Below are 23,439 nucleotides of genomic sequence, written 5' to 3'. Positions count from 1 at the left end.
TTCAGCATATAAAACTGAAGCGAATAAATGGGAACAACGTATTGGCGAGCATATAAAACAAAGAAGATTCAAAAAAGAACCAAATGAATATTTAAACACTATTGAAGAGAAATGGAAAAGGCACAACTAACTTATTGTGTTGGTTGTGCCGTCTAAGAAAAAAAAAGGGAGTTGCTTCACTCCCTTGAATGATTCATTTCAATATATTCGAATAAGAACGATTGTCCGTTCCGATAAAACCTTGGATCATAAACGCCTAATTTTTCACCATCATCAACAATTACAACAAATGGTGACCATTCGTATAATGTTTTGGCTTTTGGATTTTGAGAAAAGAGATAATCAAGATTTGCATCCTCTTTCGATTCAAGCTCATACACTTTTTTTGATGGTTGGAAGAGATTATCTGAAAAAATATCTACCTTTCCATCTTTTTTGGCAATCACATGATAGTCCCAAGGAATAAAATTTGCAGATAACGCAACTTGATCATATTTATCGTAATAAGGTTTGACTACTAATAAACCTTGAACGGTTTGAATGAGGAAATGAACAGCTACTAAACAAAACGCGATACGATAAATGGGATACACTTGCTTGTTTGTATGTTTCTTTTTTCGCAGAGCAAAAAGCCAAGCAACAAGAAAGATGACCCAAACGACAAAATCAATAATTGGAACGGTCCCAAAAGTGATGCGAATAGAAGAAAATGGTTCTAAATAACCGGTACCCCAAGCATTAAATAAATCGCTTGTATTATGTATAACAACAGCAATGAAGCCTAATAAAAAAATCCTTGAACTTTTTACGCGGAAAAGATAATAACATATGAAGTAAAATAACAATGCCCAAATAGGAGTTAAAAAAATCGAATGAGTAATTCCTCGATGCCACATTTGATATAAGCCTTCCGTATCCCATAATTTTGATATGACATCTATATCTGGTATTTGGCTGGCACCAACTGCTGTAATAAAATATGCCATCCTTTCTTTTTTCTCCATTTCCTCTTTATCTTTCACCGATCCATATAATGCTAAACCAAACAAAGTATGAGTAATTGTATCTATATGGAACACCCCCTATTCTTTACATTATAGTGAATAAAGATTTTCCATGTCTAGCTGAATGAACGGTTGTTTTCACATCAGTGGAACAAAGAAAACATTGCTTTTCAATTAGGGAAACATGTATTATTTTTTATGTGTAAAATTTTATTTAAAGAAAGGGTAAAAATATGTCTAACTTCAAAGAAGAAGTGTTATCAAGAAGGACGTTTGCCATAATTTCTCACCCCGATGCAGGGAAAACGACGTTGACGGAAAAGTTGCTTCTATTTGGAGGAGCGATTCGTTCTGCAGGAACAGTAAAAGGGAAAAAAACAGGGAAATTTGCAACTAGTGACTGGATGGAAATTGAAAAACAACGTGGAATTTCCGTTACTTCGAGTGTTATGCAATTTAATTACAACGGTTTTCGAGTTAATATATTAGACACACCTGGACACCAAGACTTTAGTGAAGATACGTACCGCACATTAACGGCTGTCGATAGTGCCGTCATGATCATCGATAGTGCCAAAGGGATTGAGGAACAAACGATTAAACTATTTAAAGTTTGTCGGATGAGAGGAATTCCTATTTTTACATTTATAAACAAACTTGATCGCGTCGGAAAAACCCCATTGGAACTTTTAGCAGAACTCGAAGAAGTTTTAGGAATAGAATCATACCCAATGAATTGGCCAATCGGAATGGGAAAAGAGTTTTTAGGAATATATGATCGTTTTAATCGAAGAATCGAGCAGTTCCGAACAGATGCAAATGAAAGATTTCTTCCATTAAATGAAGAAGGAGAACTTTCAGTGGATCATCCGTTAAAAAATTCTCCTTTATATGAACAAACATTAGAAGAGATTTTATTATTAGATGAAGCGGGAAATGAATTTTCAGAAGAAAAAATTTCAAACGGAACATTGACGCCAGTATTTTTCGGAAGTGCTTTAACGAATTTTGGTGTTCAAACATTTCTAGAAGCCTATTTACAATTTGCTCCACCACCACAGCCGAGAAAGTCAGAGATTGGGCTTATCGATCCGCTCAATAAACAGTTTTCGGGATTTGTCTTTAAGATTCAGGCTAATATGAATCCAATGCATCGAGATCGAATTGCATTTGTTCGTGTTTGTTCAGGAAAATTTGAACGGGGAATGAATGTCATTTTATCAAGAACTGGTAAAGTCATTAAATTATCCCAATCAACTCAATTTTTAGCAGATGATAGAAGTACTGTAGATGAAGCGGTAAGTGGAGATATTATTGGTATTTACGATTCAGGTTCGTACCAAATTGGAGATACGATTGTTGGAGGAAAACCTGTTTTCCATTATGAAAAACTTCCACAATTTACACCGGAGATTTTCGTAAGAGTAACTGCTAAAAACGTTTTAAAACAAAAACAATTCCATAAAGGGATATTACAACTTGTTCAAGAAGGCGCCATCCAAATGTTTAAGACGAAAATGGAAGAATATATACTTGGTGCTGTAGGTCGATTACAAATTGATGTATTTGAATACCGAATGAAAAATGAATACAATGTCGACGTAATAATAGAATCGTTAGGAAATAAAATTGCCCGCTGGGTAGAAAATGATAAAATTGATGAAAGTCTCTCCAGTTCTAGGAGCTTGTTAGTCAAAGATCGATTCGACCAATATGTCTTTTTATTTGAAAATGATTTTGCTTTAAGATGGTTTCAAGAAAAAAACCCAAATATCACTTTATCGAATCCAATGGATGAAAATATGAATTAAGAACCCGACCATTCCGGTTCTTTTTTTGTTCAAAAAGTGATGATTTGTATAAAAAATTCTTGTTGTAAGTTGAAATTGAAATATGGTAGCGTTTAATCAATTTTTCGTGCTTGCAGTGGAAGAAGCTTGAATACATGTTTATTATGCCTAGATAATTACCAATAAAAATCACCATCTCTCTCACCTAGATAGGAAAAACTATAGGTGGAGGGAGATATTAATGGATATGACAATCTTCATAGAGTATGCATGGGTTTTATTAGTACTAATTGGATTAGAAGGAATTTTAGCGGCGGATAACGCTGTTGTTATGGCGGTAATGGTCAAACATTTACCGAGTGAATTACAGAAAAAGGCACTGTTTTATGGTTTATTAGGTGCTTTTCTGTTCCGATTTGGAACACTTTTAATCATTTCGTATTTAGTTAATGTTTGGCAGGTACAAGCCATAGGTGCCGCCTATTTATTGTTTATCTCCATTCACCATATATTAAAACAGAGAAAACCAAAAAATAAAAAAGAAAAAATAAAAACAAACGTAGGATCTAACTTATGGATGACAGTGTTAAAAGTAGAAATAGCTGATCTTGCATTTGCCATTGATTCGATGTTGGCAGCAGTCGCGCTAGCGGTAACGCTCCAACCGGTTGGGAATTTTACCATTGGAGGACTAAACGCCGGTCAATTTATTGTTATGTTTTTAGGAGGAGTTATAGGATTAGTTATTATGAGATTTGCCGCTACATGGTTTGTTAGACTGCTGAAAAAGTATCCGACATTAGAAACGGCTGCATTTTTAATTGTTGGATGGGTCGGAGTAAAATTAACGGTTTATACATTAGCACATCCAAAAATAGCTGTACTAGATGAACATTTTCCAGAATCAACACCATGGAAAATTACATTTTGGGTAATTTTAGTTGCGATTGCCCTAGGTGGATATTATTTCTCTAAAAGAAAGAGTCAACAATCATTGAAAGAAGCATCATCTTAACATAACCTGAGGAAAAACCTCGGGTTTATTTTTTTTATACCCTTAATTTCTATGAAACGTTCGTAAGATATAATGTAAAAAAATCGAAAGGATAGTCATATTTTTGTTATATTAGTAAAAATTGATTAACGCTATTAGCCGAACCATAAACTTGCCGATATAGACCGTGTGTTATAATTGCTCTGTAAGAGAGGTGAGGCTAATGCTTAGTATTTTATTTTTTCGAAAAAGAAAAAAGAACAAAACATTAGAAGAACTAGTATTGGACGTTCAAAATGGCGACAAAGAACTACAAAATCAATTGATTAATGAATATAAACCTTTTATTGCAAAAACGGTTTCTTCTGTTTGTAAAAGATATATATCAGAAACCGATGATGAATTTAGCATTGGTCTCATTGCTTTTAATGAAGCAATTGAAAAATATACACCAAGTAAAGGTTCATCCTTAATCAGTTTTGCAGATGTTATTATACGTAGAAGGGTCATTGATTTCATCCGTTCACAAAGCAAACATGATAACATTCCTCTTCAATTATCATCTGAAGATGAGGATTTTGGTGCTAAACTTCAGCCAACAATGGAAGACCATATTTCTATGGATCTTCATGAAAAAAATATAGATGCGTTAAATAGAGCAGAAGAAATTAGGCAGTTTCAGGAATTATTATCTACATTTAATCTTACAGTCCATGAGTTAGCAGAAATAAGTCCAAAACATTCCGACGCAAGAGAAAATGCAATGAGGGTAGCACTTGAACTGGCCAATCGTAAAGATTTAATGAAACTCTTATTAGAGAAAAAGAGGTTGCCGATAAAAGAATTGGAAGATTTGGTTCAAGTTAGTCGTAAAACGATTGAAAGAAATCGAAAATATATTATTGCAGTATCGTTAATTTTATATGGAGATTTTCCATATATGAAGGATTATATAAAAGGGGTGTTGAAAGCGTGAAAAAAGGGATTGTCATTGGTGAAAAGAAAAATTTTATTACCTTACTCACCCCTGAGGGAGAATTTATTAAAGCAAAAAAGCCTCTTCCGAATGTTCAAATAGGTGATGAAATTTACATTCAGCAAGAATCTGATCATCCATTTTTAACATGGCCTTGGAAAACTGTAATTGCTGCATGTACCGTTCTAGTCTTCGTTATTGTTGGTATGTTTACATGGAAAATGAGTGATCAGGTACATGCCTTTGTTACGATTGACATGGATCCAAGTTTAGAACTTGAAATTGATGATCAGTTACAGGTAATTAAAATAAGCGCTTTCAACCATGAAGGGAATATTTTGATAAAACAATTAACCGATTATAAACAAAAACATTTATCTGATGTATCAAAAGAAATTTTTTCAAAAAGTAAAGATCTCGGTTTTATTGATAATGATGTTATTGTTTTTTCGACAGTATATGAAAAAGAAAATTCAAAACAAAAATCGGAAATTGAAAAAACGATTCAAAATGTATCAGAAGATATTAAACAGTCCTCCAATGCTGAAATTACCATTATTGAAGCAACTAAACAAGATCGTAAACAAGCAAAAAAACATGGTTTATCCACTGGGAAATGGATGATCGAAAAAGCAGAAGGAAATAAAAACATAAAACAAATGAATACCCAGCCTACCACTTATCAAGTTATTGAAAAAAATAATATGTCGATTAATCAATCTATGCAAAAGGGAAAAAGTAGTAATGTTATACATAATAAGGTAAGGGATAAAGTAAGACAGAGGTACCATCATAATAAACATTTAAAAAGAATCAAGGCTAAGCAATTCTTTGAAAAGAATTATGTACAACCTAGTAACGATCGCCCTCATATGAATCATAAAAAAGAACAGCATAGAAAAAATTCTTCTAAACAAAAAAATCAAAACCATTTAAAACAGCAATCAAAAATAAAGCATAACAACCAACATGGAAAAAAAGAAAAAAGAAAAGAACATCCTTCTGTTGGAAAAAATCGTCCTAAACCTAATCAACATGTAGAAAATAAAAATAAAAATCATGAAAAACAAAGAAAAGAAAAAAATGGTCCTATGAAAGAAAAAAATAATCATGGAAAAGGAAATAATGGACCTGGGAAACAGAAAAACGGTCATAATTATAATAAAAAGTCTGATGGGCATTAATCATCAGACTTTTTAATTTATATTGGAGTTACTTATGCTAGTTAAGTACGCCTAGTGAACGATGACCTCTCTCAACATCGACTCGTGTCTCGTCGTGTTTCCTTTATCTCAGTTCGAGAGGCTCTCCCGTTCATACGGCGTTCTTTGTGAGCCTTCGCTTTTTGGATTGTCTAGCTCGGCTCGCAGTGGCTAGCGAACGAGTCACTCCTTCCCCTACGATAAGTCAACATCGGCTCGTAGGTCGCCGTGTTTCCTTTAACTCAGTGCAGGAGTGACTCCCGTTCGTACGCCACTAGGCGCTCGCCTTCGCTTTTCTATTTGTCTAGCTTCGGCACGAACGCCTAGTGAACGATGACCTCTCTCAACATCGACTCGTGTCTCGTCGTGTTTCCTTTATCTCAATGCGAGAGGCCCTCCCGTTCATACGGCGTTCTAGATGTGCCTCCGCTTTTCTATTCATTTTTTCCGTTTAGTTGGGCTTGGGCTTGTTGGACTAGTCTTTTTGTTATTTCTCCACCAACAGAGCCATTTGCTCTTGAAACGGTATTGCCTCCTAATGTTACTCCAAATTCTTGAGCAATTTCATACTTAACTTGATCTAAAAATTGTTCTACACCTGGAACAAGAAGTTTATTTGAAGAGCGTGCCATAAATACCACCTCTTTTCTTTTATGTTTGTTTATAGTATGGTTGTTTTACACTAAATCATGATTGGTAAAGATTAAAAATTATGTTAAGAATAAGCTTGAAAGATTTATGTAAATGATGATAATTTTTACAATATAAATAATTGAATAAATGGGGAAGGAAATGTTATCGTGTTAAATCATATACGTTCAAAGTTGAACCAAATGTCTCCAGCTCGATTAATTGTTAGCTTTTATTTTATTACAGTAGCTTTCTCCACAATATTACTTAGCTTACCTGTTGCCCATAAGGAAGGCGTGCATGTTAAATTTATTGATTATTTATTTACTGCTGTTAGTGCCGTCAGTGTAACTGGGTTAACGACTGTCAATATTTCAGATACGTTTTCGACCACCGGTTTTTTCTTTTTAATCATTATGTTGCAAATCGGTGGTGTCGGCGTCATGACTTTAGGAACGTTTTTATGGCTATTAATTGGGAAAAAGATTGGTTTAAAAGAACGAAAATTAATTATGACGGATCAAAACCAAACGAATTTAGCCGGTGTTGTAAAATTATTAAAGCAGATTTTAATTATTTTTATTATGGTGGAATTGATTGGTTCAATGATATTAGGAACCTATTTTTTGACCTATTATGATACTTGGCAAGAAGCTTATTTACAGGGGTTGTTTTCAGCTGTAAGTGCCACGACAAATTCTGGATTTGATATAACCGGAGAGTCATTAAAACCATTTGCTCATGATTATTTTGTTCAATTTATACATATATTACTTATTATTCTAGGTGCGATTGGATTTCCTGTATTAATTGAGACGAAAGATTTTATCATGAAAAGTAAAGAAAATCGACAATTTCGATTTTCGCTTTTTACTAAGATTACAACAATCATGTTTGGTTTATTAATTGTATTCGGAACACTTCTCATATTTTTATTGGAATACAATGATTTTTTCCAAGGGAAATCATGGCATGAGAGCTTTTTCTATTCATTATTTCAATCGGTTACGACTAGAAGTGCAGGACTAACAACGTTGGATCTTGAGCAACTAACAGAGCCAACTTTATTAGTAATGAGTGTTTTAATGTTTATCGGAGCTTCTCCTAGTTCGGTTGGAGGAGGTATCCGAACAACTACATTTGCGTTAAATTTACTGTTCTTATACTATTTTGCTAAAGGGAATCCATCAATTAAAATTTTTAAACGAGAAATTCATCCGGATGACCTTACAAAATCTCTTGTTGTTACTATGTTAGCAATGATGATTTGTGTAACGAGCGTGATTATATTATCGATAACAGAGTCACATACGTTATTGGAAATCATTTTTGAAGTGGCATCAGCGTTCGGTACAACGGGGTTATCTTTAGGGATTACCCCAGATTTAACGACTTTAGGAAAGATAGTTCTAATGATATTAATGTTTATTGGTCGTGTCGGGATTATTTCATTTCTCTTTATGCTTGGAGGAAATCAAAAAACCGATCATTATCATTATCCAAAAGAAAGAATTATTATTGGGTAGGAGTATTCCTACCTTTTTTTATTCTTAAAAGAAACTTTGAATGATTTTAAAAACTTAAGGAAACCTAAAAATGAAAAGGAGGGAATACAATGGCCAAAAGGAAAGCGAAGAAAGATGCTGCAATGAAAAATAATAAAACACCGTATAAAAATCAAGAAGAAACGGAATTTAGTGCAGAATTTGCAAACGGTGAAGATTCAATGAAAGGGGCAAACCGTAATTCAAAAAAGGGGAGGAAGAATAGAGGGTGAGTAAAAAGAAAATAAAGAAAGAGAAAAACGTTCAAGATCGAGTAGAATTTGGAACGGAATTCGGAGAGATGAATGCAAATAAACAAATAGATGTATTATTATCGAATCAAAATAAAGGTAAGAGAAAATAGGCCATTAAATTATACAAAGACATCATCATTTCGTTTAAGAATGATGATGTCTAAACTTGATTTTTTCATATTCATTTCAAAACTAGATCATAATTATTGCCGTGTCCATCATAGTACATAAGTAAATAGGAAGGTTCATAAACAATTGTTTGCTTCTCTTTAAATTGTTGTAAATCAAATGGTAGCTTTTCTATCAAAGTGTATTTAAATAATTCTCGTTCATTCGTTGGTAATTGAATAGGTAATGTTCCCTCTTTCAATGTTTCGTATATCTTTTGTCGCTCTTCTTTTGAAACAGTCGGCTCCCACCATTGCTTCCTTGGTTTATATTTTTGCCGAATTAAATAGTCGAATTTCATAAGGCCTTCCACGATTTCTTTCTCATCAATATTCAAGAAAGAAATAAACTCTCGCAAACGGGTAAACAAATCTTCCAGTTGATGTCCAATTCTTGCCCACCCTTGCTCTTCCCAAAAAGTACCGAATTGTTGGAAAAAGTCGAATGGTGTTTCAAAAACATGAGTGACCAAATATTCAATCGTGTGGTCCATTCGATGATCATTCCAATACTTTTCTAATACATCTTCTACTTGTTTAATTTTAATAATTTCTTCAAAGGTTAAAACATTATTTCCTAAAATCTCATAAGGGGCATTGTCCATAAATATATAATCATGTTCATTGGCACGAAGGCGAAGGCCTGTTCCTCTCAACATTTTTAGAAATCCTAGTTGCAGTTCTTCCGGTCTTAATGCAAATACATCGTTAAATGTTTTTCGAAAAGATGAATAATCTTCTTCCGGTAGACCTGCAATTAAATCTAAATGTTGGGCAATTTTTCCCCCTTCTTTGACCATCGTAACCGTACGAGTTAATTTTTCAAAATTTTGTTTTCTCATGACTAATTCATTTGTGAGATCATTCGTTGACTGAACTCCAATTTCAAAGCGAAATAACCCTTTTGGAGCATGATCGTTTAAAAATTGAATAACTTCTGGTCTCATAATATCGGCTGTGATTTCAAATTGAAAAACCACACCTGGTAAATGCTCATCAATTAAAAATTGAAACATATCCATGGCGTAACTTCTGCTAATATTAAATGTCCGATCGACAAATTTAATTGTTTTTGCCCCATTTTTCATTAAATAACGAATGTCTTCCTTCACAGCCTCTCGATTGAAGTACCTTACTCCTACTTCGATCGACGATAAGCAAAACTGACAACTAAAAGGGCATCCTCTACTTGTTTCCATATAAACAATTCGTTTGGATAAATGAGGGATATCCTCTTCAAATCTGTATGGTGAAGGTAGCGATTTTAAATCTAATTTTTCTCGTTGTTGGTTGATCTTTATTTTTCCATTCGAGCGATAGGAAATTCCTTTCACATCAGAAAGGTCATTTCCTTTAGAAAAGACTTCTAATAGTTCTTTAAATGTTGCTTCGCCTTCCCCCATAACAATACAATCAACTTCAGGAATTCGATTCAACCAGTAATGACAGTCATACGTAACTTCAGGACCACCTAAAACAATTTTGATATTTGGATCTATTTTTTTAATCATTTGAATGACTTTTATCGTTTCTTCAATATTCCATATATAACAGCTAAAGCCGATAACATCCGGCTTCTTTAAAAATAAGTCCGTAACAATATTTAAAGATGGATCTTTAATCGTATACTCAGCGAGTTCCACTGAAAATTCCGGTTCAGCATAAGCTTTTAAGTATCGGATAGCTAAATTCATATGGATATATTTTGCATTTAACGTACTTAACACTACTTTCATGTTCATACTCCTTCGTTTTCTTGTCTACATTATTTTACAAGATGAAAGTTATAGAAACAATGCAATTAGAAAAGGCCCGAAACAATCGGACCTTAACGTTCATATTTATAATCTTCACGTTTTATAGAAGAAAATAATTGTTTTAAACGGGAAAACTGCATTTCCACGAACGGTTGAACAAATGATATGACAATTTTATTTGTCAATAAAAATGTCAATAGTAGCGATCCTATAGCTATTAACCAAATGGCTTGAAATTCTGGAAGCATATCTTTTAATTCACTTTCACGGAATGTTCTAACAAAAAATCCGTGCAATAAATAGACATAAAGAGTATATTTACCGACTTTCGTAAAAAAGTAATTTTTTCTAGGAACTAACAAGAAAAAAGAGAATGTAGTAATAATACTTAAAATATAGATCAATAATCGTTTTATTGCGGAAATATATGAAACATCTTCCATTTCTGAATAAGGTTTAGATCCTAATAACCAATGATAATCAACTTCTTGGTTCAAATAAAAGAAAAGGAAAACGGCAGTAAAAACTAGAATAGAAATAATCCTCAGCTGCATATTCGCCTTTACTTTCAATTTCTCTTCCCCTAAATGATAGCCTAAGAGGAAAAAAGGAAAGAACACTAATGTTCTCGATAAACTTAAAAAATTTGTAATAAAATCAAAATATCCAGCAGCAATCCCAATAACAAAAGCAATGGCTAGTCCAATTATAGGTGAAAGGTTTTTGAATAATATGAGTAGAAGGTTCCAGAAAAACAAGCTAAGCAAAAACCATAATGACCATTGCGGATCTAGTGGATTGAGATTCATAGTTTGATAATTTAATATAAAGGAATAAAATAGTGCAATATATACCTTGGAAAATGAGATATGGTACTAGCAACTTTTTAGCCAAATTTTTAATATAACCTTTACTACATAGCCCTTTTGCGAAATATCCAGAAATGAGAATGAAAGCAGGCATGTGAAAGGCATAAATAGTCTTATATAAAGCAAAAATACTTTCTTTATCCTGGATGTATGACTGAATCATATGTCCAAAAACTACGAAAAAGATTAGAAAAAATTTAGCATTGTCAAAATAGGAGTCTCTATTTGCCATGTTGAATCACCTAACTTGGAAAAATAGATTTTGCATTTATAGATTTTATAACCGAAAATTGGCGTTTGAAACAGCAAATATTTTCCTGAAATATAGATAATATTTCCTTTGTCATAATAAATCTTAGAATAATTGGATTTTTCAAGGGAAAATCTTTAAGTTGTTGATAAAAAGTTATATTTTGAAATAATGATTTAATATTTGTCATATTACGTGATTTAACAAAACAATCAAAAGGAGAAAGATAATGATGATTCTTTTATATGCCGTCCTACCTACCCCGATCGGTCAACTGTATATTACTACCGATGGTTCATATGTAACGGGAGTTTTTATTGGGGATGAGGATTTTCAAGAATGGAAAGAGAAAGTAGAAAAAGATGTTGTGAGAAAAGATGATTATCCACTGTTAATGGAAGCTTGTCTACAATTACAGGAATACTTCCAGAAAAAAAGGACATCGTTTCAATTACCGCTTTTTTATAGTGGGACAAAATTTCAACAATCCGTTTGGAGTGAGTTACAGAAAATACCGTACGGAGAAACACGTTCCTACCAATTTATTGCTGAAAAAATTGGAAATAAAAAGGCAGTACGTGCAGTCGGCCAAGCTAATCGTGCTAATCATATTCCTATTATTATTCCATGTCATCGTGTTATTGGGAAAAATGGGAAATTAACGGGTTATGCGGGAAGTCGAACGGAGATAAAAGAATATTTATTGAAATTAGAGAGTTAAATGGACAAGATTAATGTCTAATAAACGGAAAGAAAAGTGTCGAAAATTGCTAGAATAAAGAAAGAAAAACGTAAAGCGTTAGAAATTTTTTAAAAATATTGTCTAGTTTTGCGAATCTATTTACAAGGAAAAATTTCTTTGTCATAATGTCCATTGTGACTGTGAGATAGGGTTCATTTAATTAAATGGGTAAGAAAGTAGGATGAGTAAAGTGTGTAGTTATACCGATCCATATATTATTAGTAAAGCAATCAGAAGAAAAAGGGAAGAAATGATTGCTTCTGCGAAAATGTACGGATTTACGAATGAAAAGACTATTCAATATAGTCAAGAATTGGACAAGCTAATTAATGAGTATCACCGTTGTTTCAGACAAAGGGAAAATGAATATGTGATAAAAGCAGAAGGTAATTTTGTTACGATTTTTAATAAACAATTTGCCTATGTATAAAAAGGGACACGCAAATTGTGTCCCATTAGAATATTTCCATGATAAAAATCATAAACAACAAACCGATGATAAACGAATAGGTCGATGATAATTCATGACCATCCCCATGACTTTCTGGAATTAATTCTTTATAAATAATATATAGCATCGCTCCAGCTGCAAATGCCAAGCCAAATGGGACTAAAGAAGCAAATATCGATGTTAAATAAAACCCAAGTATTGAAGTTACAATTTCAATTGCTCCGGTTAAAGTTGCTATCAAAAAAGCTTTCCATTTATGAATTTGTTGATTCACTAAAAATAGAGCAACTAAAAATCCCTCTGGTGCATTTTGAAACCCTATCGCAAATGCTATTAAATTTCCCGTGTCAGGCGTTTCAGATGCGTAACTGACACCAACGGATAAACCTTCAGGAATGTTATGGAGAGTAATCGCAGCTATTATTAGTAACGCTTTTTCATCAAATTTTATTCCTTTTTTTGTATGTTCTAAGTCAATATGGGGAATATTTCTTTCTAATAATGTTAAGACAAATACTCCTAACAATATTCCAATCGTTAATTGCATAAAATTTCCTAATGCTAATGCTTCCGGAATTAACCCGGATAAGGAAGCTGCCATCATAATCCCTGCAGAAAAAGCTAATAAAATATCTCTTCCTCTATGGTTGACAGATCCGGAAAATAACAATATTAATAATGCTCCTACCCCAGTAGAAAGAGCTGAAAGGACACTTCCAACAAGAACTTCACTCATAAAGTAAAACCCTTTCTATGTATAAGAATTATTCCTCATTGTTATTTTTTAATGAGAGAAAATATATTTCAATACATCATAATTTTATTATTCATTGCAGTAAATGTGTCAATGGAGACGAATGAAAAATTATTGTAACTTTTTTCATAGAATTTTAGTCTAATGGTTGTAAAATTTTATTTAAGGAGAAAAGAATGGAACAATCTGTAAGCAAATACTTTAATGAACCATTAATTCAACAAGCATTGTGCCTTTTTCAGTTAGATGATCATTATAAAGTGATTGGCGATTTTGAAAATTATGTATTAGAAGTATATAAGAAAAATTGTCCATATATTTTGAGATTCACTCATAGTAGCCATCGAACATTAGAGGAAGTCCGTTCAGAGATTGATTGGATGAAATATTTATATGAACAAGGAATCCGTATACCGAAAGTATTTCCGTCCATTCATTCCCTTTTCGTAGAAGCGATTCGTGCAGGCGATACATTTTTCTATGTTACGTTGACAGAGAAAGCAAAAGGGACTCATGTAAAAATATCGAACGATCAAGATCACCGACCATTGTTTTATCAAATTGGAAAATTAATAGGGAAAATGCACCAAGTAACAAAAAAATACATACCATCTAATGGGATTCAATCGAGACCTCATTGGGAGGAAGATGATTTACTAGAAATTGAAAAATACATACCTAATGAACAAGTAGATGTAATCCAAAATGGAAAAAAGATAATAGAAAAGGTCCGTAATTTATCAAAAGATTCTAATGTTTACGGTTTATGTCATACCGATATTCATAGTGGTAACTTTTTTGTAGACAATGGGGACATTTGTGTTTTTGATTTTGACGATACAATGTATTGTTGGTTTGCTCATGATATAGCTATTCCTATTTATTATGCGTGCTTATACGGGATGAAAGAATCTGGAAAAAAAGAGCGGACGAAATTTGGCAATGAACTATTTCATTCATTAATGGAAGGTTATCGTACCGAGCATAACTTAGATCCGGACGCCATAAAAACAATTCCGTTATTTTTTCAATTAAGAGATATTACATTATATACCGTATTATATAAGAAATTATCTCTCGAACAATTGGAAGGCCCTGTTTCATGGTTAGTAAAAGATTTGAAGGAACGAATTATTCAAAACGATGTTCTAATTGACTTAAATATTTAATAGACTCATATGATAAATGTTGAAATCTAGTGAAATTTTAAATAAGCAATTTCCATATTAAGAAAATATGTTGTAAATCTAATGATAAAGTAGTAAAAATTTTTTGCTTATAATAAATAAAACTATATTTATTATGGGAAAACTTCGAAGTAAAGGAATGCCCCCTAATGTATAACTATTAACATTAGGGGGCAGGATTGAAATCGAGTTTTTATAAGGATTGACAAACTGGCAGGGTAATGATAACAGTTGTTCCTTTGTTGACTGTACTGGAAATGTCAATTTTTCCTCCAAAAGATTCAATGATTTTTTTACAAATCACAAGTCCTAATCCAGTCCCATCATTTTTTGAAGTATAAAACGGCTCAAAAATTTTTAGCAATTCTTCTTGATTCATACCGATACCTGTATCAATAACCTTTATGATCGCATTATTTTTACAAGCTTCCAAGCGAATGGTTAGTTTTCCTCCGTCTTTCATCGCTTCAAGAGCATTTTTTGTAATATTAAATAAGATTTGTTTAATTTGGTCACTAATTCCATTTATATAAATATCTTGATCGATCATTTCCCAATTGCATTCAACGTTATAAATATGAGCTTCCGTTTCAATGATTGGTCGAACCTCATTAATAACTTTTCCTAAATGAATAGGTTTTACTTTTTGAACGGTAGGTTTTCCTAAAATGAGAAAGTCGCTAACAATCTGATTAATGCGTTGAATTTCTTTATTAATGACAGAGAAGTAAAACTGATCTTCCTCGTTTTCATGTTTTTCACTTAATAATTGAATCAGTCCTTTAATTCCAGTTAATGGATTGCGAATTTCATGCGCAGTACTAGAAGCTAACGTTCCGATCAGTTTCAATTTTTCCTTATCTCTCTGTTCCAATTCCTTCTTTGCTTTTCTTCTTAATAAGAAATATTGTTTTAAGAAAAATAATAAGTTTAATGTCACAAAGGCAATTCCTTCAATTAAAAGGATATGGAAATAAGGCATAACGATACGGGAGGATTCTTTTATTTTTATTTTCATGGACCATGGAAGAAGTTCTATAGGAATCTCGACCCATTGAACATTGTGGACATCATGAAGATGATAATCCTCCGTATCTAAAATTATATCTCCTCTCATATTAGTAATTTGAACATGTTCATTCGGTGTTAAAATTTTCATCATATTTTTTATATAGTTCGTGTTTAAATATGTGATTAATACGTGTAAAACTTCTTTTTGGCCTTGGTCATTTAAAATCGGTGTAGCAATAGCAATAGCTTCCTTATGATCGTTTAAAATCACTTCCTGTTGAGATAATGCTGTCTTTTTTTCTATAAAAATCCTTTGAAAAAATTTGTAATCTTTAAAACTGTGAATTGGAAACAAATCATTGGATTTGGCAAGTATGTTTCCATCAGGACTTATACAGTAAAATCCAATGTATCTTGGATCTTTTGATTGCAATGTTTTTAATGTTTTATCAATACCTACGCTTTTTGTGCATTGGTATGTACTAGCTAGTGTTTCCATTAAAGTTTTTGTTTCAATTAATAGATGATTCATCTCTCTTTGGTAAATGGAAGCAACCCAATTAGCACGATTATATGATTCTTTTTTATTCAGTTCCTTATTGTATTTATATAAAATTAAGGAAATGATGATAAAGGGAATAATAACAATTGTAACGTAACTAAATATATGTGATTTAAATTTTTTCATAAATGTTCCCTCGTTGATTTCTTTTACAATGACATTATAACAGTCTTAGTATATCAATACTATACTTATTGGCCTTGAATATTTTCATTATAAAATGTGACGTACAAAAGTAGGAAAGTACGTTCATCAATTTAGTTACGATTGATATATTCCGTATGCATCGTTTCAAAGTCATAGCAATGAATAGGTTCATCTTGGCCAAGTATAAATATCATCCTTATTCAAAGAAATTCAGATTGATATCAATCAATAAAATAAGAACTTTTGAGAATTATTATTACTATTAAAAAAGGATTTTCCATGTTGTTGTGGAAAAGGTATTATGGACTAAATTTTTTTGGAAGGAAGGATGTTTCGTTTGAAAAAATTTGAAGAATATACATATGTTCGTCCTAATATGAAAGAAGTTGAAGAAACCTTTACAAAATTGTTGAGCGACTTTAATGAAGCCGACTCAGTAGAACAACAAGAGAAAATTATGAAGGAAATTAATCGGTTAAGAAGTAATATTGATACAATGTTTAATTTATGTTATATCAGACATTCCATTGATACTACCGATGAGTTTTACAAAAAAGAACAAGATTATATGGATGAATTGCATCCTCAAATGGAAGGACTCGTGTCTAAATATTATCAATCTTTAGTTAAGTCCAAATTCCGTTTACAGTTAGAGGAGAAATTTGGAAAACAACTATTTGCTTTAGCCGAAGCAGAACTAAAAACATTTTCTCCGGAAATCATTCCGTTACTACAAAAGGAGAATAAATTAAGTACGGAATATACGAAACTATTGGCTTCTGCGAAAATTATGTTTGAGGGAGAAGAAAGAACGTTAGCACAATTAGGGCCATTTATGGAATCAAAAGATCGAAAAACAAGAAAAAATGCTCATGAGGCACGATTTACATTCATGAAAGAAAATAGTGAAAAATTAGATGAGATTTATGACGAGCTTGTTAAAGTTCGGACAGAAATCGCAAAAACATTAGGATATAACAACTTTGTAGAATTAGCCTATCATCGAATGACGAGAACGGACTACGATGCAAAAGATGTAGCCAATTTCCGCAAACAAGTGAAAGAATTTATAGTACCATTGGCAACTAAATTAAAAGAAAGACAACGGAAACGAATTGGTGTAGACCAACTCAAATATTATGACGAACCATTTAGTTTTAAAACGGGTAATGCTGTTCCAAAAGGCACCCCAGATTGGATTATAGAAAATGGAAAAAGAATGTATAAAGAATTGTCAAAAGAGACGGACGAGTTTTTCCAATTTATGATTGATCGTCATTTAATGGATTTAGTAGCAAAAAAAGGAAAAGCTGGTGGAGGTTATTGTACTTTTATCGCAGATTATGAATCACCGTTTATTTTTTCTAATTTTAATGGCACAAGCGGTGATATCGATGTATTAACACATGAAGCGGGTCATGCGTTTCAAGTTTATTCGAGCCGTCATTTTGATATCCCAGAATATCATTGGCCAACTTATGAGGCGTGTGAAATTCACTCAATGAGTATGGAATTTTTCACATGGCCATGGATGGAATTGTTCTTTAAAGAAGATGTAGATAAATATAAATTTTCACATTTAAGTAGTGCGTTAATGTTTTTACCGTACGGTGTAGCTGTAGATGAATTCCAACATTGGGTTTATGAACATCCAAATGCCACACCTGCTGAACGAAATCAAGCATGGCGTTCAATCGAAAAGGATTATATGCCACATATTGATTATGATGGATTCGACTATTTAGAAAACGGTGGGTATTGGCAAAGACAAAGTCACATTTACACAAGCCCTTTTTATTATATTGATTATACATTAGCGCAAATTTGTGCATTTCAATTTTGGAAACGTTCAAGAATCAATCATGAAGAAGCATGGCAAGATTATGTGAAGTTATGTAAATTAGGTGGTAGTAAATCCTTTGTTCAATTAGTAAAAGAGGCAAACTTAGTGTCTCCTTTTGAAAATGGATGTGTCGAATCAGTCGTATCTGAGATTGAAGCGTGGTTAAATTCAGTTGATGATGAGCGTTTATAAAACAAAAGATTGAGAAGTAGATGATAAAAAAACTATAATCAAATCAATGTTGAGGATGGCATAAAAAAATCAAGGCACTCATGATTTAAAAGTCATGAGTGCCTTAACTATATACAAGGAGGTGTTCTATAGTACAAATGGACATCATTTTCAACGAAGCTTATTGTAAAAGAACGTCATTCAATCAAATGTTAGGTTTTACCATGATTTTGTCTTCCTGTAAATCCACGGTCCATTGAACAATATCTTCATTATGATCAAGAAGGGCATCAGCGATTTCATCCTCAACTTTTTCTTGGATAACGCGACGTAATGGACGTGCACCGAAAGTTGGATGATATCCTAATTCCACAAGTTTTTCTTTAACAGCATCTGTTACGGTTAATTCAATATTTTGTTCTTTTAGATTTGAAATCACTTCTTGTAACATTAAATCAACAATTTGAAGCAAATGTTCTTTTTCTAATTGTTTAAATTCTATAATATTGTCCCAACGATTTAAAAATTCAGGTTTAAAATATTGCTGTAATGTGTCAAGAATTGAACTCGATGAAGATTTATTTTCGAAACCAACGGATATTTTTCTTTCAGACATTCCAGCATTACTTGTAGCGATAATAACGGTTTCTTTAAAGCTTACAGTTCTTCCTTGACTATCAGTGAGACGACCGTCTTCTAGTATTTGTAAGAACATATGCATAACATCTGGATGAGCTTTTTCGATCTCATCTAACAGGATGATACTATACGGATTTCTTCTCACTTTTTCTGTTAATTGTCCTGCCTCTTCATGTCCTACATATCCTGGAGGAGAGCCAATTAATTTAGAAACAGAGTGTTTTTCCATAAATTCACTCATATCTAAACGAATCATGGAGTCTTTAGAACCAAATAATGATTCAGCTAACGTTTTCGCAAGTTCTGTTTTACCAACACCTGTAGGACCAACGAATAAAAATGAACCAATTGGACGATTTTTTGCTTTCAATCCTGTACGGCTACGACGAATAGCTTTAGCAATTTTTTTCACAGCCTCATCCTGACCGATTACTTTCTTTCTTAATTCTTCTTCTAAATGTTTCAATTTTTCTTTGTCATCTGATTGCAGTTTCCCTACAGGAATTCCAGTTTTTTCAGAAATAATTTGACGAATTTGTTCTTCAGTAACTGTAGGTTTTTCTGCTGATTCCAGTGATTTTAATTGCTTTTCGAGTTGAATTTCTTCATATCTTAATTTTGCCGCCAATTCATAATTTTCCTCTTCAGCAGCTTTTTCCTTTTCTTTAATAATTTTATTTAATCGATTTTGTATATCTTTTTCGTCTGCTATGTTAATAGTTAAGTTCGCTTTTGAACCGGCTTCATCTAGTAAGTCGATCGCTTTATCCGGTAAAAATCGATCTTGAATATAGCGGTGAGAAAGTTTTACACAAGCCTCGATCGCTTCATCTGTATATTGCACATGATGAAATTTTTCGTATTGGTTTTGAATGCCTTTTAATATCGTAATTGCTTCTTCAACGGTTGGTTCATGAACCATTACCGGTTGAAATCTTCTTTCTAAAGCCCCGTCTTTTTCTATTTGCCTATATTCTTTTAATGTCGTTGCACCGACGAGTTGAAGTTCACCACGAGCAAGGGCTGGTTTTAAAATATTTCCGGCATCCATGGAGCCTTCCGCAGAACCTGCACCCACAATTTGATGAATTTCATCAATAAATAATATTATGTTTTTACGCTTTTGTAGTTCAGAAATAATTTTCTTCATTCGATCTTCAAATTGTCCTCGAATACCAGTATTTGCAACAAGTGACGCAACATCGAGTACATATACTTCTTTATTTAACAGTTTTTCTGGGACCTTTTTTTCAATGATTTTTAATGCTAGTCCTTCCACAATGGCTGTTTTACCTACTCCTGGTTCACCGATTAAAACAGGATTATTTTTATTTCGACGATTTAAAATTTCAATGACACGATTAATTTCTTCATCCCGTCCAATCACTGGGTCAATGAGTCCAGTTCGAGCCATGTGTGTCAAGTTTCTACCAAATTGATCTAATAAAGAATGCTTTTTCCCATGTTTTTGTTTTGTATGTGAATGTTGGTTTTGAGATGCAAAATTATTAAAGATATCATCCATTGAAAATCCTTGAAATGGTTGGAAGTTCATTTGATAATTTTCAAATGTTGCTTTCATTTTCTCTTTTTCTTTTTCAAAACAATTAGAGCATAGTTGGAGATTTTCACTATGTCCATTGATTTGAACGTGCATGGTTACATTTGCTTCGTTAATATGACATTTAGAACATTTCATACGATATACCTCCTTTATATCATATGTTTTGACTTTGACTATCTTTGACCTTATATCTATATTATAATCTGACCATTTTTGACTTTCAAGATATTTGCCTAATCATTCTATTTTTATGGTTGTTCTTGTCTTGTCCATATATGCATATGCTGGAATAGGGGGGGGAGTCGTCCAATGGAACAATGGAAAAAAGCTTTTCAAATTGCAGCCGTTTATATTGGAACAATAGTTGGAGCAGGGTTTGCAACAGGAAAAGAAATAATTGAATTTTTCTCCCAGTATGGATTTATTGGCCTTTTTGGAATATTCATCAGCGGATATTTATTTATTTTTTTTGGTATAAAAATGATGGTCATTGCCGTACGTATAAATGCTAAAAGTTATGAACAATTGAACAACTATCTTTTTGGTCCTTTTTCAAAACTATTAAATATTTTCATGCTAATAATGTTAATAGGTGTAACAAGTGTCATGCTTTCTGGTGCTGGTGCCGTTTTTGAAGAACATTTTTTCATCCCTAAATTTTATGGTGTCATTTTGACGATTGTGCTAGCTTGTTTAGTCATGATTTTAGGGACGAAGGGGATCGTTTATGTAAACAGTTTTGTTGTCCCGGTTATGATTGGTTTTTGTTTTTTCTTAGCCTTACATGCTGTTACACTACCTTCCTTTTTAGATCAACTTTTTCAAAAACCGATATCTGAACGTCCATTTATAGGATTGATTTCCCCATTTACCTATACGGCTTTTAATTTAGCATTGGCACAAGCAGTTCTTGTCCCACTTGCTTCTGAAATAAAAGATGAAAGAGTGATCAAACGAGGGGGGATGATAGGAGGGATATTATTAACTATCATTTTATTGGCAAACCATACTATATTAATTATGTTACCTAATTTTCATATATATGAAATTCCAATGGCAGTAATGATGCAAAAATTGGCAAGTTATTTATATGTGGCGTATATTTTTATCATATATAGTGAAATTTTTACTTCAATTATAGGGAATTCATATGGAATTGAAAAACAGCTTCAAAATTATATCAATATTCATAGAAAGTGGTTATATGGTTTTATCTTTTTTCTTGCATTTATTATTAGCCAAATTGAATATGGCAAGCTACTTTCATTTTTATATCCATTGTTTGGCTATATAAGCATAATCTTTATTTTATTATTATGGAGAAAATCATACGATCTATAAGAAATGGGTAGGATACTAGTCAAGTAATTAAAAAAATTTGACACTATTATTTTAGGTAAGATTATTTGTCACTCAAATTTGCAACAAGGTTTATTTTATTTTCAAGTTGACGTTTAAGAGTGGTTATATCCTTTAATAATATGTAAAGCCAGTGAAATTTAATAAGACAAATTTCACTGGTTTTTTTAAATTTTGACTATCAAATTTTTATCGAAAAGGAAAGATAACAAGTAATAATAGATCAAAAGTTAAATGAGCAATAATAACAAATGGAATACTTCTTCTCCACATGTATAAGGCCCCAAAAATGATTCCAGCGACTAAAGCTGCTAATACTAAAATGAATTGACCAGAATATATATGAACGGATGCATAAAGAATACTAGCCAATAAAATGCTCGTCCAAGGGTTAAAATAGTTCATTAATCGTTTTTGAACGAATCCACGCCAGAAAATTTCTTCTCCTGGTACGATAATAAGAACAAGAACAATGAAATGCCACCATAGTGTTGGAGAAGCAATTTTATATAGCTTTGTTATCTGCTTTTCAAAATAGGTGATATGAAATATTTCTATGAGAAAATGACCTAAGAAAATGAGAACAAATGTTAATGCTCCAAACACTATCCCATAGAAAAAATATTTAATAAATGTATCTTCATCTTCCATTTTTTCATGAATGATAGCGTAGGAAATTAAAAAAAGCATTGTCGATGTGAAAATATACCAAAATACTTTTGAAAAATCAAAAGTGATATATACGAGAATATGTGCTATTATTAAGCCGATGATAAGTCGATAATCCATATTCCTAACCATCGTTAAACCCCTTTCTCCAAAACAATAATTATTTTAACAAAAAACACCAAGCTTGTATAATGTTATCCTTCCTATTATATATAATCTAAATAGAACACTTTCATTTATATACTTAAATTTCATACTCTATAACTAATTAGATGGAAGAAAGGAAAATAAAAAAACTGTCACAAATTGAAGTGACAGTTTAATGGCATAAATTGTTTTAAGAGTTTACGGATTCTTTAATTACTCGATAGTTTTTATGGTTAACAACCGTTCTTTCATCAAGTTCGAGTTCACGATAATTTTCCATATATGTTAAGTCTACGATGACTGAATTCTCATTTACTTTTTCGACGATTCCGCGCAACCCATCGCGAAATTCTATGACATTGCCGATTGAAGCTTTTTTCATATAAATCGCCCCTAACTTTATTTTTCTATAAGTTTGCAATAAAATTGTCAATGTGTAAAGAGTTATTGGAAAAAATTTTGAATTTTTCAATAAAACGTAAAAAATGATGTGGGTACAATACTAACTTTTTTTATACAAATAATCAATAAATATTTTTGACAATGGAGGTAAAATTCGGTGAGTGAACAAGAGGCACTGGAAATTATTGATCAATTAAGAAACGGTCAACTACCAAATTACTATGTAAAAAAAGAAGACTTTATGACCTTTCGAAAAGTGTTAATTGAACAAGAGGACTTCAAAAACTTTCGTGGTATTGCGCAAAGAGGCGGAGATGTCATATACGAATATATTTCGTAATAAAGGGTTGTCCA

Annotated in this window: 23 protein-coding genes; 13 read left to right on the top strand and 10 right to left on the bottom strand. The window is 32.3% G+C overall.

The features are described 5' to 3' along the window. Nucleotides 1-176: 176 nt before the first annotated feature. Complete coding sequence (locus tag AC3ASS_RS06095) at nt 177-1,070, bottom strand: metal-dependent hydrolase (RefSeq protein ID WP_488282631.1); 894 nt, start codon at nt 1,068-1,070, stop codon at nt 177-179. Between the two features lie 167 nt (nt 1,071-1,237). Between AC3ASS_RS06095 and AC3ASS_RS06090 the strand changes: the two genes are divergently transcribed. From AC3ASS_RS06090 to AC3ASS_RS06075, 4 genes are all read left to right on the top strand, one after another. Beyond that, complete coding sequence (locus AC3ASS_RS06090) at nt 1,238-2,815, top strand: peptide chain release factor 3 (protein ID WP_488282628.1); 1,578 nt, start codon at nt 1,238-1,240, stop codon at nt 2,813-2,815. Nucleotides 2,816-3,035: 220 nt separating this feature from the next. Then, nucleotides 3,036-3,809, top strand: a complete 774-nt coding sequence (locus AC3ASS_RS06085) for a TerC family protein (protein WP_488282627.1) — start codon at nt 3,036-3,038, stop codon at nt 3,807-3,809. Between the two features lie 193 nt (nt 3,810-4,002). Then, complete coding sequence (gene sigI / locus AC3ASS_RS06080) at nt 4,003-4,764, top strand: RNA polymerase sigma factor SigI (protein WP_488282626.1); 762 nt, start codon at nt 4,003-4,005, stop codon at nt 4,762-4,764. After that, complete coding sequence (locus AC3ASS_RS06075; RefSeq protein ID WP_488282625.1) at nt 4,761-5,948, top strand: anti-sigma factor domain-containing protein; 1,188 nt, start codon at nt 4,761-4,763, stop codon at nt 5,946-5,948. Before sigI ends, AC3ASS_RS06075 begins: the two co-directional genes overlap by 4 nt. 452 nt (nt 5,949-6,400) lie before the next feature. On the opposite strand, the gene AC3ASS_RS06070 is transcribed toward AC3ASS_RS06075, so the two are convergent. Then, on the bottom strand, nt 6,401-6,598 hold the full coding sequence (locus AC3ASS_RS06070; RefSeq protein WP_488282624.1) for an alpha/beta-type small acid-soluble spore protein: 198 nt from the start codon (nt 6,596-6,598) through the stop codon (nt 6,401-6,403). Between the two features lie 201 nt (nt 6,599-6,799). Here AC3ASS_RS06070 and AC3ASS_RS06065 point away from each other — a divergent pair, with 201 nt between their 5' ends. The 3 genes from AC3ASS_RS06065 to AC3ASS_RS06055 all read left to right on the top strand — a co-directional run bounded on the left by AC3ASS_RS06065 (nt 6,800) and on the right by AC3ASS_RS06055 (nt 8,504). After that, nucleotides 6,800-8,122, top strand: a complete 1,323-nt coding sequence (locus AC3ASS_RS06065) for a TrkH family potassium uptake protein (RefSeq protein WP_488282630.1) — start codon at nt 6,800-6,802, stop codon at nt 8,120-8,122. A gap of 89 nt (nt 8,123-8,211) precedes the next feature. Further along, complete coding sequence (locus tag AC3ASS_RS06060) at nt 8,212-8,373, top strand: hypothetical protein (protein WP_488282623.1); 162 nt, start codon at nt 8,212-8,214, stop codon at nt 8,371-8,373. Beyond that, on the top strand, nt 8,370-8,504 hold the full coding sequence (locus AC3ASS_RS06055; RefSeq protein WP_488282622.1) for a hypothetical protein: 135 nt from the start codon (nt 8,370-8,372) through the stop codon (nt 8,502-8,504). Before AC3ASS_RS06060 ends, AC3ASS_RS06055 begins: the two co-directional genes overlap by 4 nt. Nucleotides 8,505-8,575: 71 nt before the next feature. Here AC3ASS_RS06055 and AC3ASS_RS06050 read toward each other — a convergent pair whose 3' ends face one another. From AC3ASS_RS06050 to AC3ASS_RS06040, 3 genes are all read right to left on the bottom strand, one after another. Beyond that, a complete protein-coding gene (locus AC3ASS_RS06050; RefSeq protein ID WP_488282621.1) occupies nt 8,576-10,297 on the bottom strand; it encodes a B12-binding domain-containing radical SAM protein in 1,722 nt (573 codons plus the stop codon). Between the two features lie 92 nt (nt 10,298-10,389). Continuing rightward, nucleotides 10,390-11,127, bottom strand: a complete 738-nt coding sequence (locus AC3ASS_RS06045) for an acyltransferase family protein (protein WP_488282620.1) — start codon at nt 11,125-11,127, stop codon at nt 10,390-10,392. After that, the gene (locus tag AC3ASS_RS06040; protein WP_488282629.1) at nt 11,078-11,350 is read right to left on the bottom strand and encodes an acyltransferase family protein; all 273 of its coding nucleotides are present in this window, start codon (nt 11,348-11,350) and stop codon (nt 11,078-11,080) included. The genes AC3ASS_RS06045 and AC3ASS_RS06040 overlap by 50 nt, the downstream gene beginning before the upstream one ends. A 316-nt stretch (nt 11,351-11,666) precedes the next feature. On the opposite strand from AC3ASS_RS06040, the gene AC3ASS_RS06035 reads away from it, so the two are divergent. Next, nucleotides 11,667-12,158 carry a methylated-DNA--[protein]-cysteine S-methyltransferase gene (locus tag AC3ASS_RS06035; protein ID WP_488282619.1) on the top strand — a complete coding sequence of 164 codons (492 nt, stop codon included), beginning with the start codon at nt 11,667-11,669 and terminating at the stop codon, nt 12,156-12,158. A gap of 211 nt (nt 12,159-12,369) precedes the next feature. Further along, nucleotides 12,370-12,609 carry a Spo0E family sporulation regulatory protein-aspartic acid phosphatase gene (locus AC3ASS_RS06030; protein WP_488282618.1) on the top strand — a complete coding sequence of 80 codons (240 nt, stop codon included), beginning with the start codon at nt 12,370-12,372 and terminating at the stop codon, nt 12,607-12,609. A 25-nt stretch (nt 12,610-12,634) separates the two neighbouring features. On the opposite strand, the gene AC3ASS_RS06025 is transcribed toward AC3ASS_RS06030, so the two are convergent. Continuing rightward, nucleotides 12,635-13,366, bottom strand: coding sequence for a ZIP family metal transporter (locus AC3ASS_RS06025; RefSeq protein ID WP_488282617.1), 732 nt, complete (start codon nt 13,364-13,366; stop codon nt 12,635-12,637). A gap of 194 nt (nt 13,367-13,560) precedes the next feature. Between AC3ASS_RS06025 and AC3ASS_RS06020 the strand changes: the two genes are divergently transcribed. Then, on the top strand, nt 13,561-14,553 hold the full coding sequence (locus AC3ASS_RS06020) for a phosphotransferase enzyme family protein (protein ID WP_488282616.1): 993 nt from the start codon (nt 13,561-13,563) through the stop codon (nt 14,551-14,553). Nucleotides 14,554-14,764: 211 nt separating this feature from the next. On the opposite strand, the gene AC3ASS_RS06015 is transcribed toward AC3ASS_RS06020, so the two are convergent. Then, nucleotides 14,765-16,270, bottom strand: coding sequence for an ATP-binding protein (locus tag AC3ASS_RS06015; protein ID WP_488282615.1), 1,506 nt, complete (start codon nt 16,268-16,270; stop codon nt 14,765-14,767). Nucleotides 16,271-16,628: 358 nt separating this feature from the next. Here AC3ASS_RS06015 and AC3ASS_RS06010 point away from each other — a divergent pair, with 358 nt between their 5' ends. Further along, a complete protein-coding gene (locus AC3ASS_RS06010) occupies nt 16,629-18,326 on the top strand; it encodes a M3 family oligoendopeptidase (RefSeq protein WP_488282614.1) in 1,698 nt (565 codons plus the stop codon). Between the two features lie 184 nt (nt 18,327-18,510). Here the strand turns inward: AC3ASS_RS06010 and AC3ASS_RS06005 are convergent, their stop codons facing one another. Then, nucleotides 18,511-20,643, bottom strand: coding sequence for an ATP-dependent Clp protease ATP-binding subunit (locus AC3ASS_RS06005; protein ID WP_488282613.1), 2,133 nt, complete (start codon nt 20,641-20,643; stop codon nt 18,511-18,513). Nucleotides 20,644-20,817: 174 nt separating this feature from the next. Between AC3ASS_RS06005 and AC3ASS_RS06000 the strand changes: the two genes are divergently transcribed. Further along, on the top strand, nt 20,818-21,849 hold the full coding sequence (locus AC3ASS_RS06000; protein WP_488282612.1) for a YkvI family membrane protein: 1,032 nt from the start codon (nt 20,818-20,820) through the stop codon (nt 21,847-21,849). 207 nt (nt 21,850-22,056) lie between these two features. Here the strand turns inward: AC3ASS_RS06000 and AC3ASS_RS05995 are convergent, their stop codons facing one another. Next, a complete protein-coding gene (locus tag AC3ASS_RS05995) occupies nt 22,057-22,668 on the bottom strand; it encodes a CPBP family intramembrane glutamic endopeptidase (RefSeq protein ID WP_488282611.1) in 612 nt (203 codons plus the stop codon). A 205-nt stretch (nt 22,669-22,873) separates the two neighbouring features. Next, nucleotides 22,874-23,065 carry a YkvS family protein gene (locus AC3ASS_RS05990; RefSeq protein WP_488282610.1) on the bottom strand — a complete coding sequence of 64 codons (192 nt, stop codon included), beginning with the start codon at nt 23,063-23,065 and terminating at the stop codon, nt 22,874-22,876. 177 nt (nt 23,066-23,242) lie between these two features. Here AC3ASS_RS05990 and AC3ASS_RS05985 point away from each other — a divergent pair, with 177 nt between their 5' ends. Beyond that, nucleotides 23,243-23,425, top strand: coding sequence for a hypothetical protein (locus AC3ASS_RS05985; protein WP_488282609.1), 183 nt, complete (start codon nt 23,243-23,245; stop codon nt 23,423-23,425). Nucleotides 23,426-23,439 lie beyond the last annotated feature (14 nt).

Source organism: Bacillus sp. JST-5, assembly GCF_057747715.1.
The sequence above is the reverse complement of the archived record's forward strand: the minus strand, read 5'-3'. Positions and strand labels throughout refer to the sequence as shown.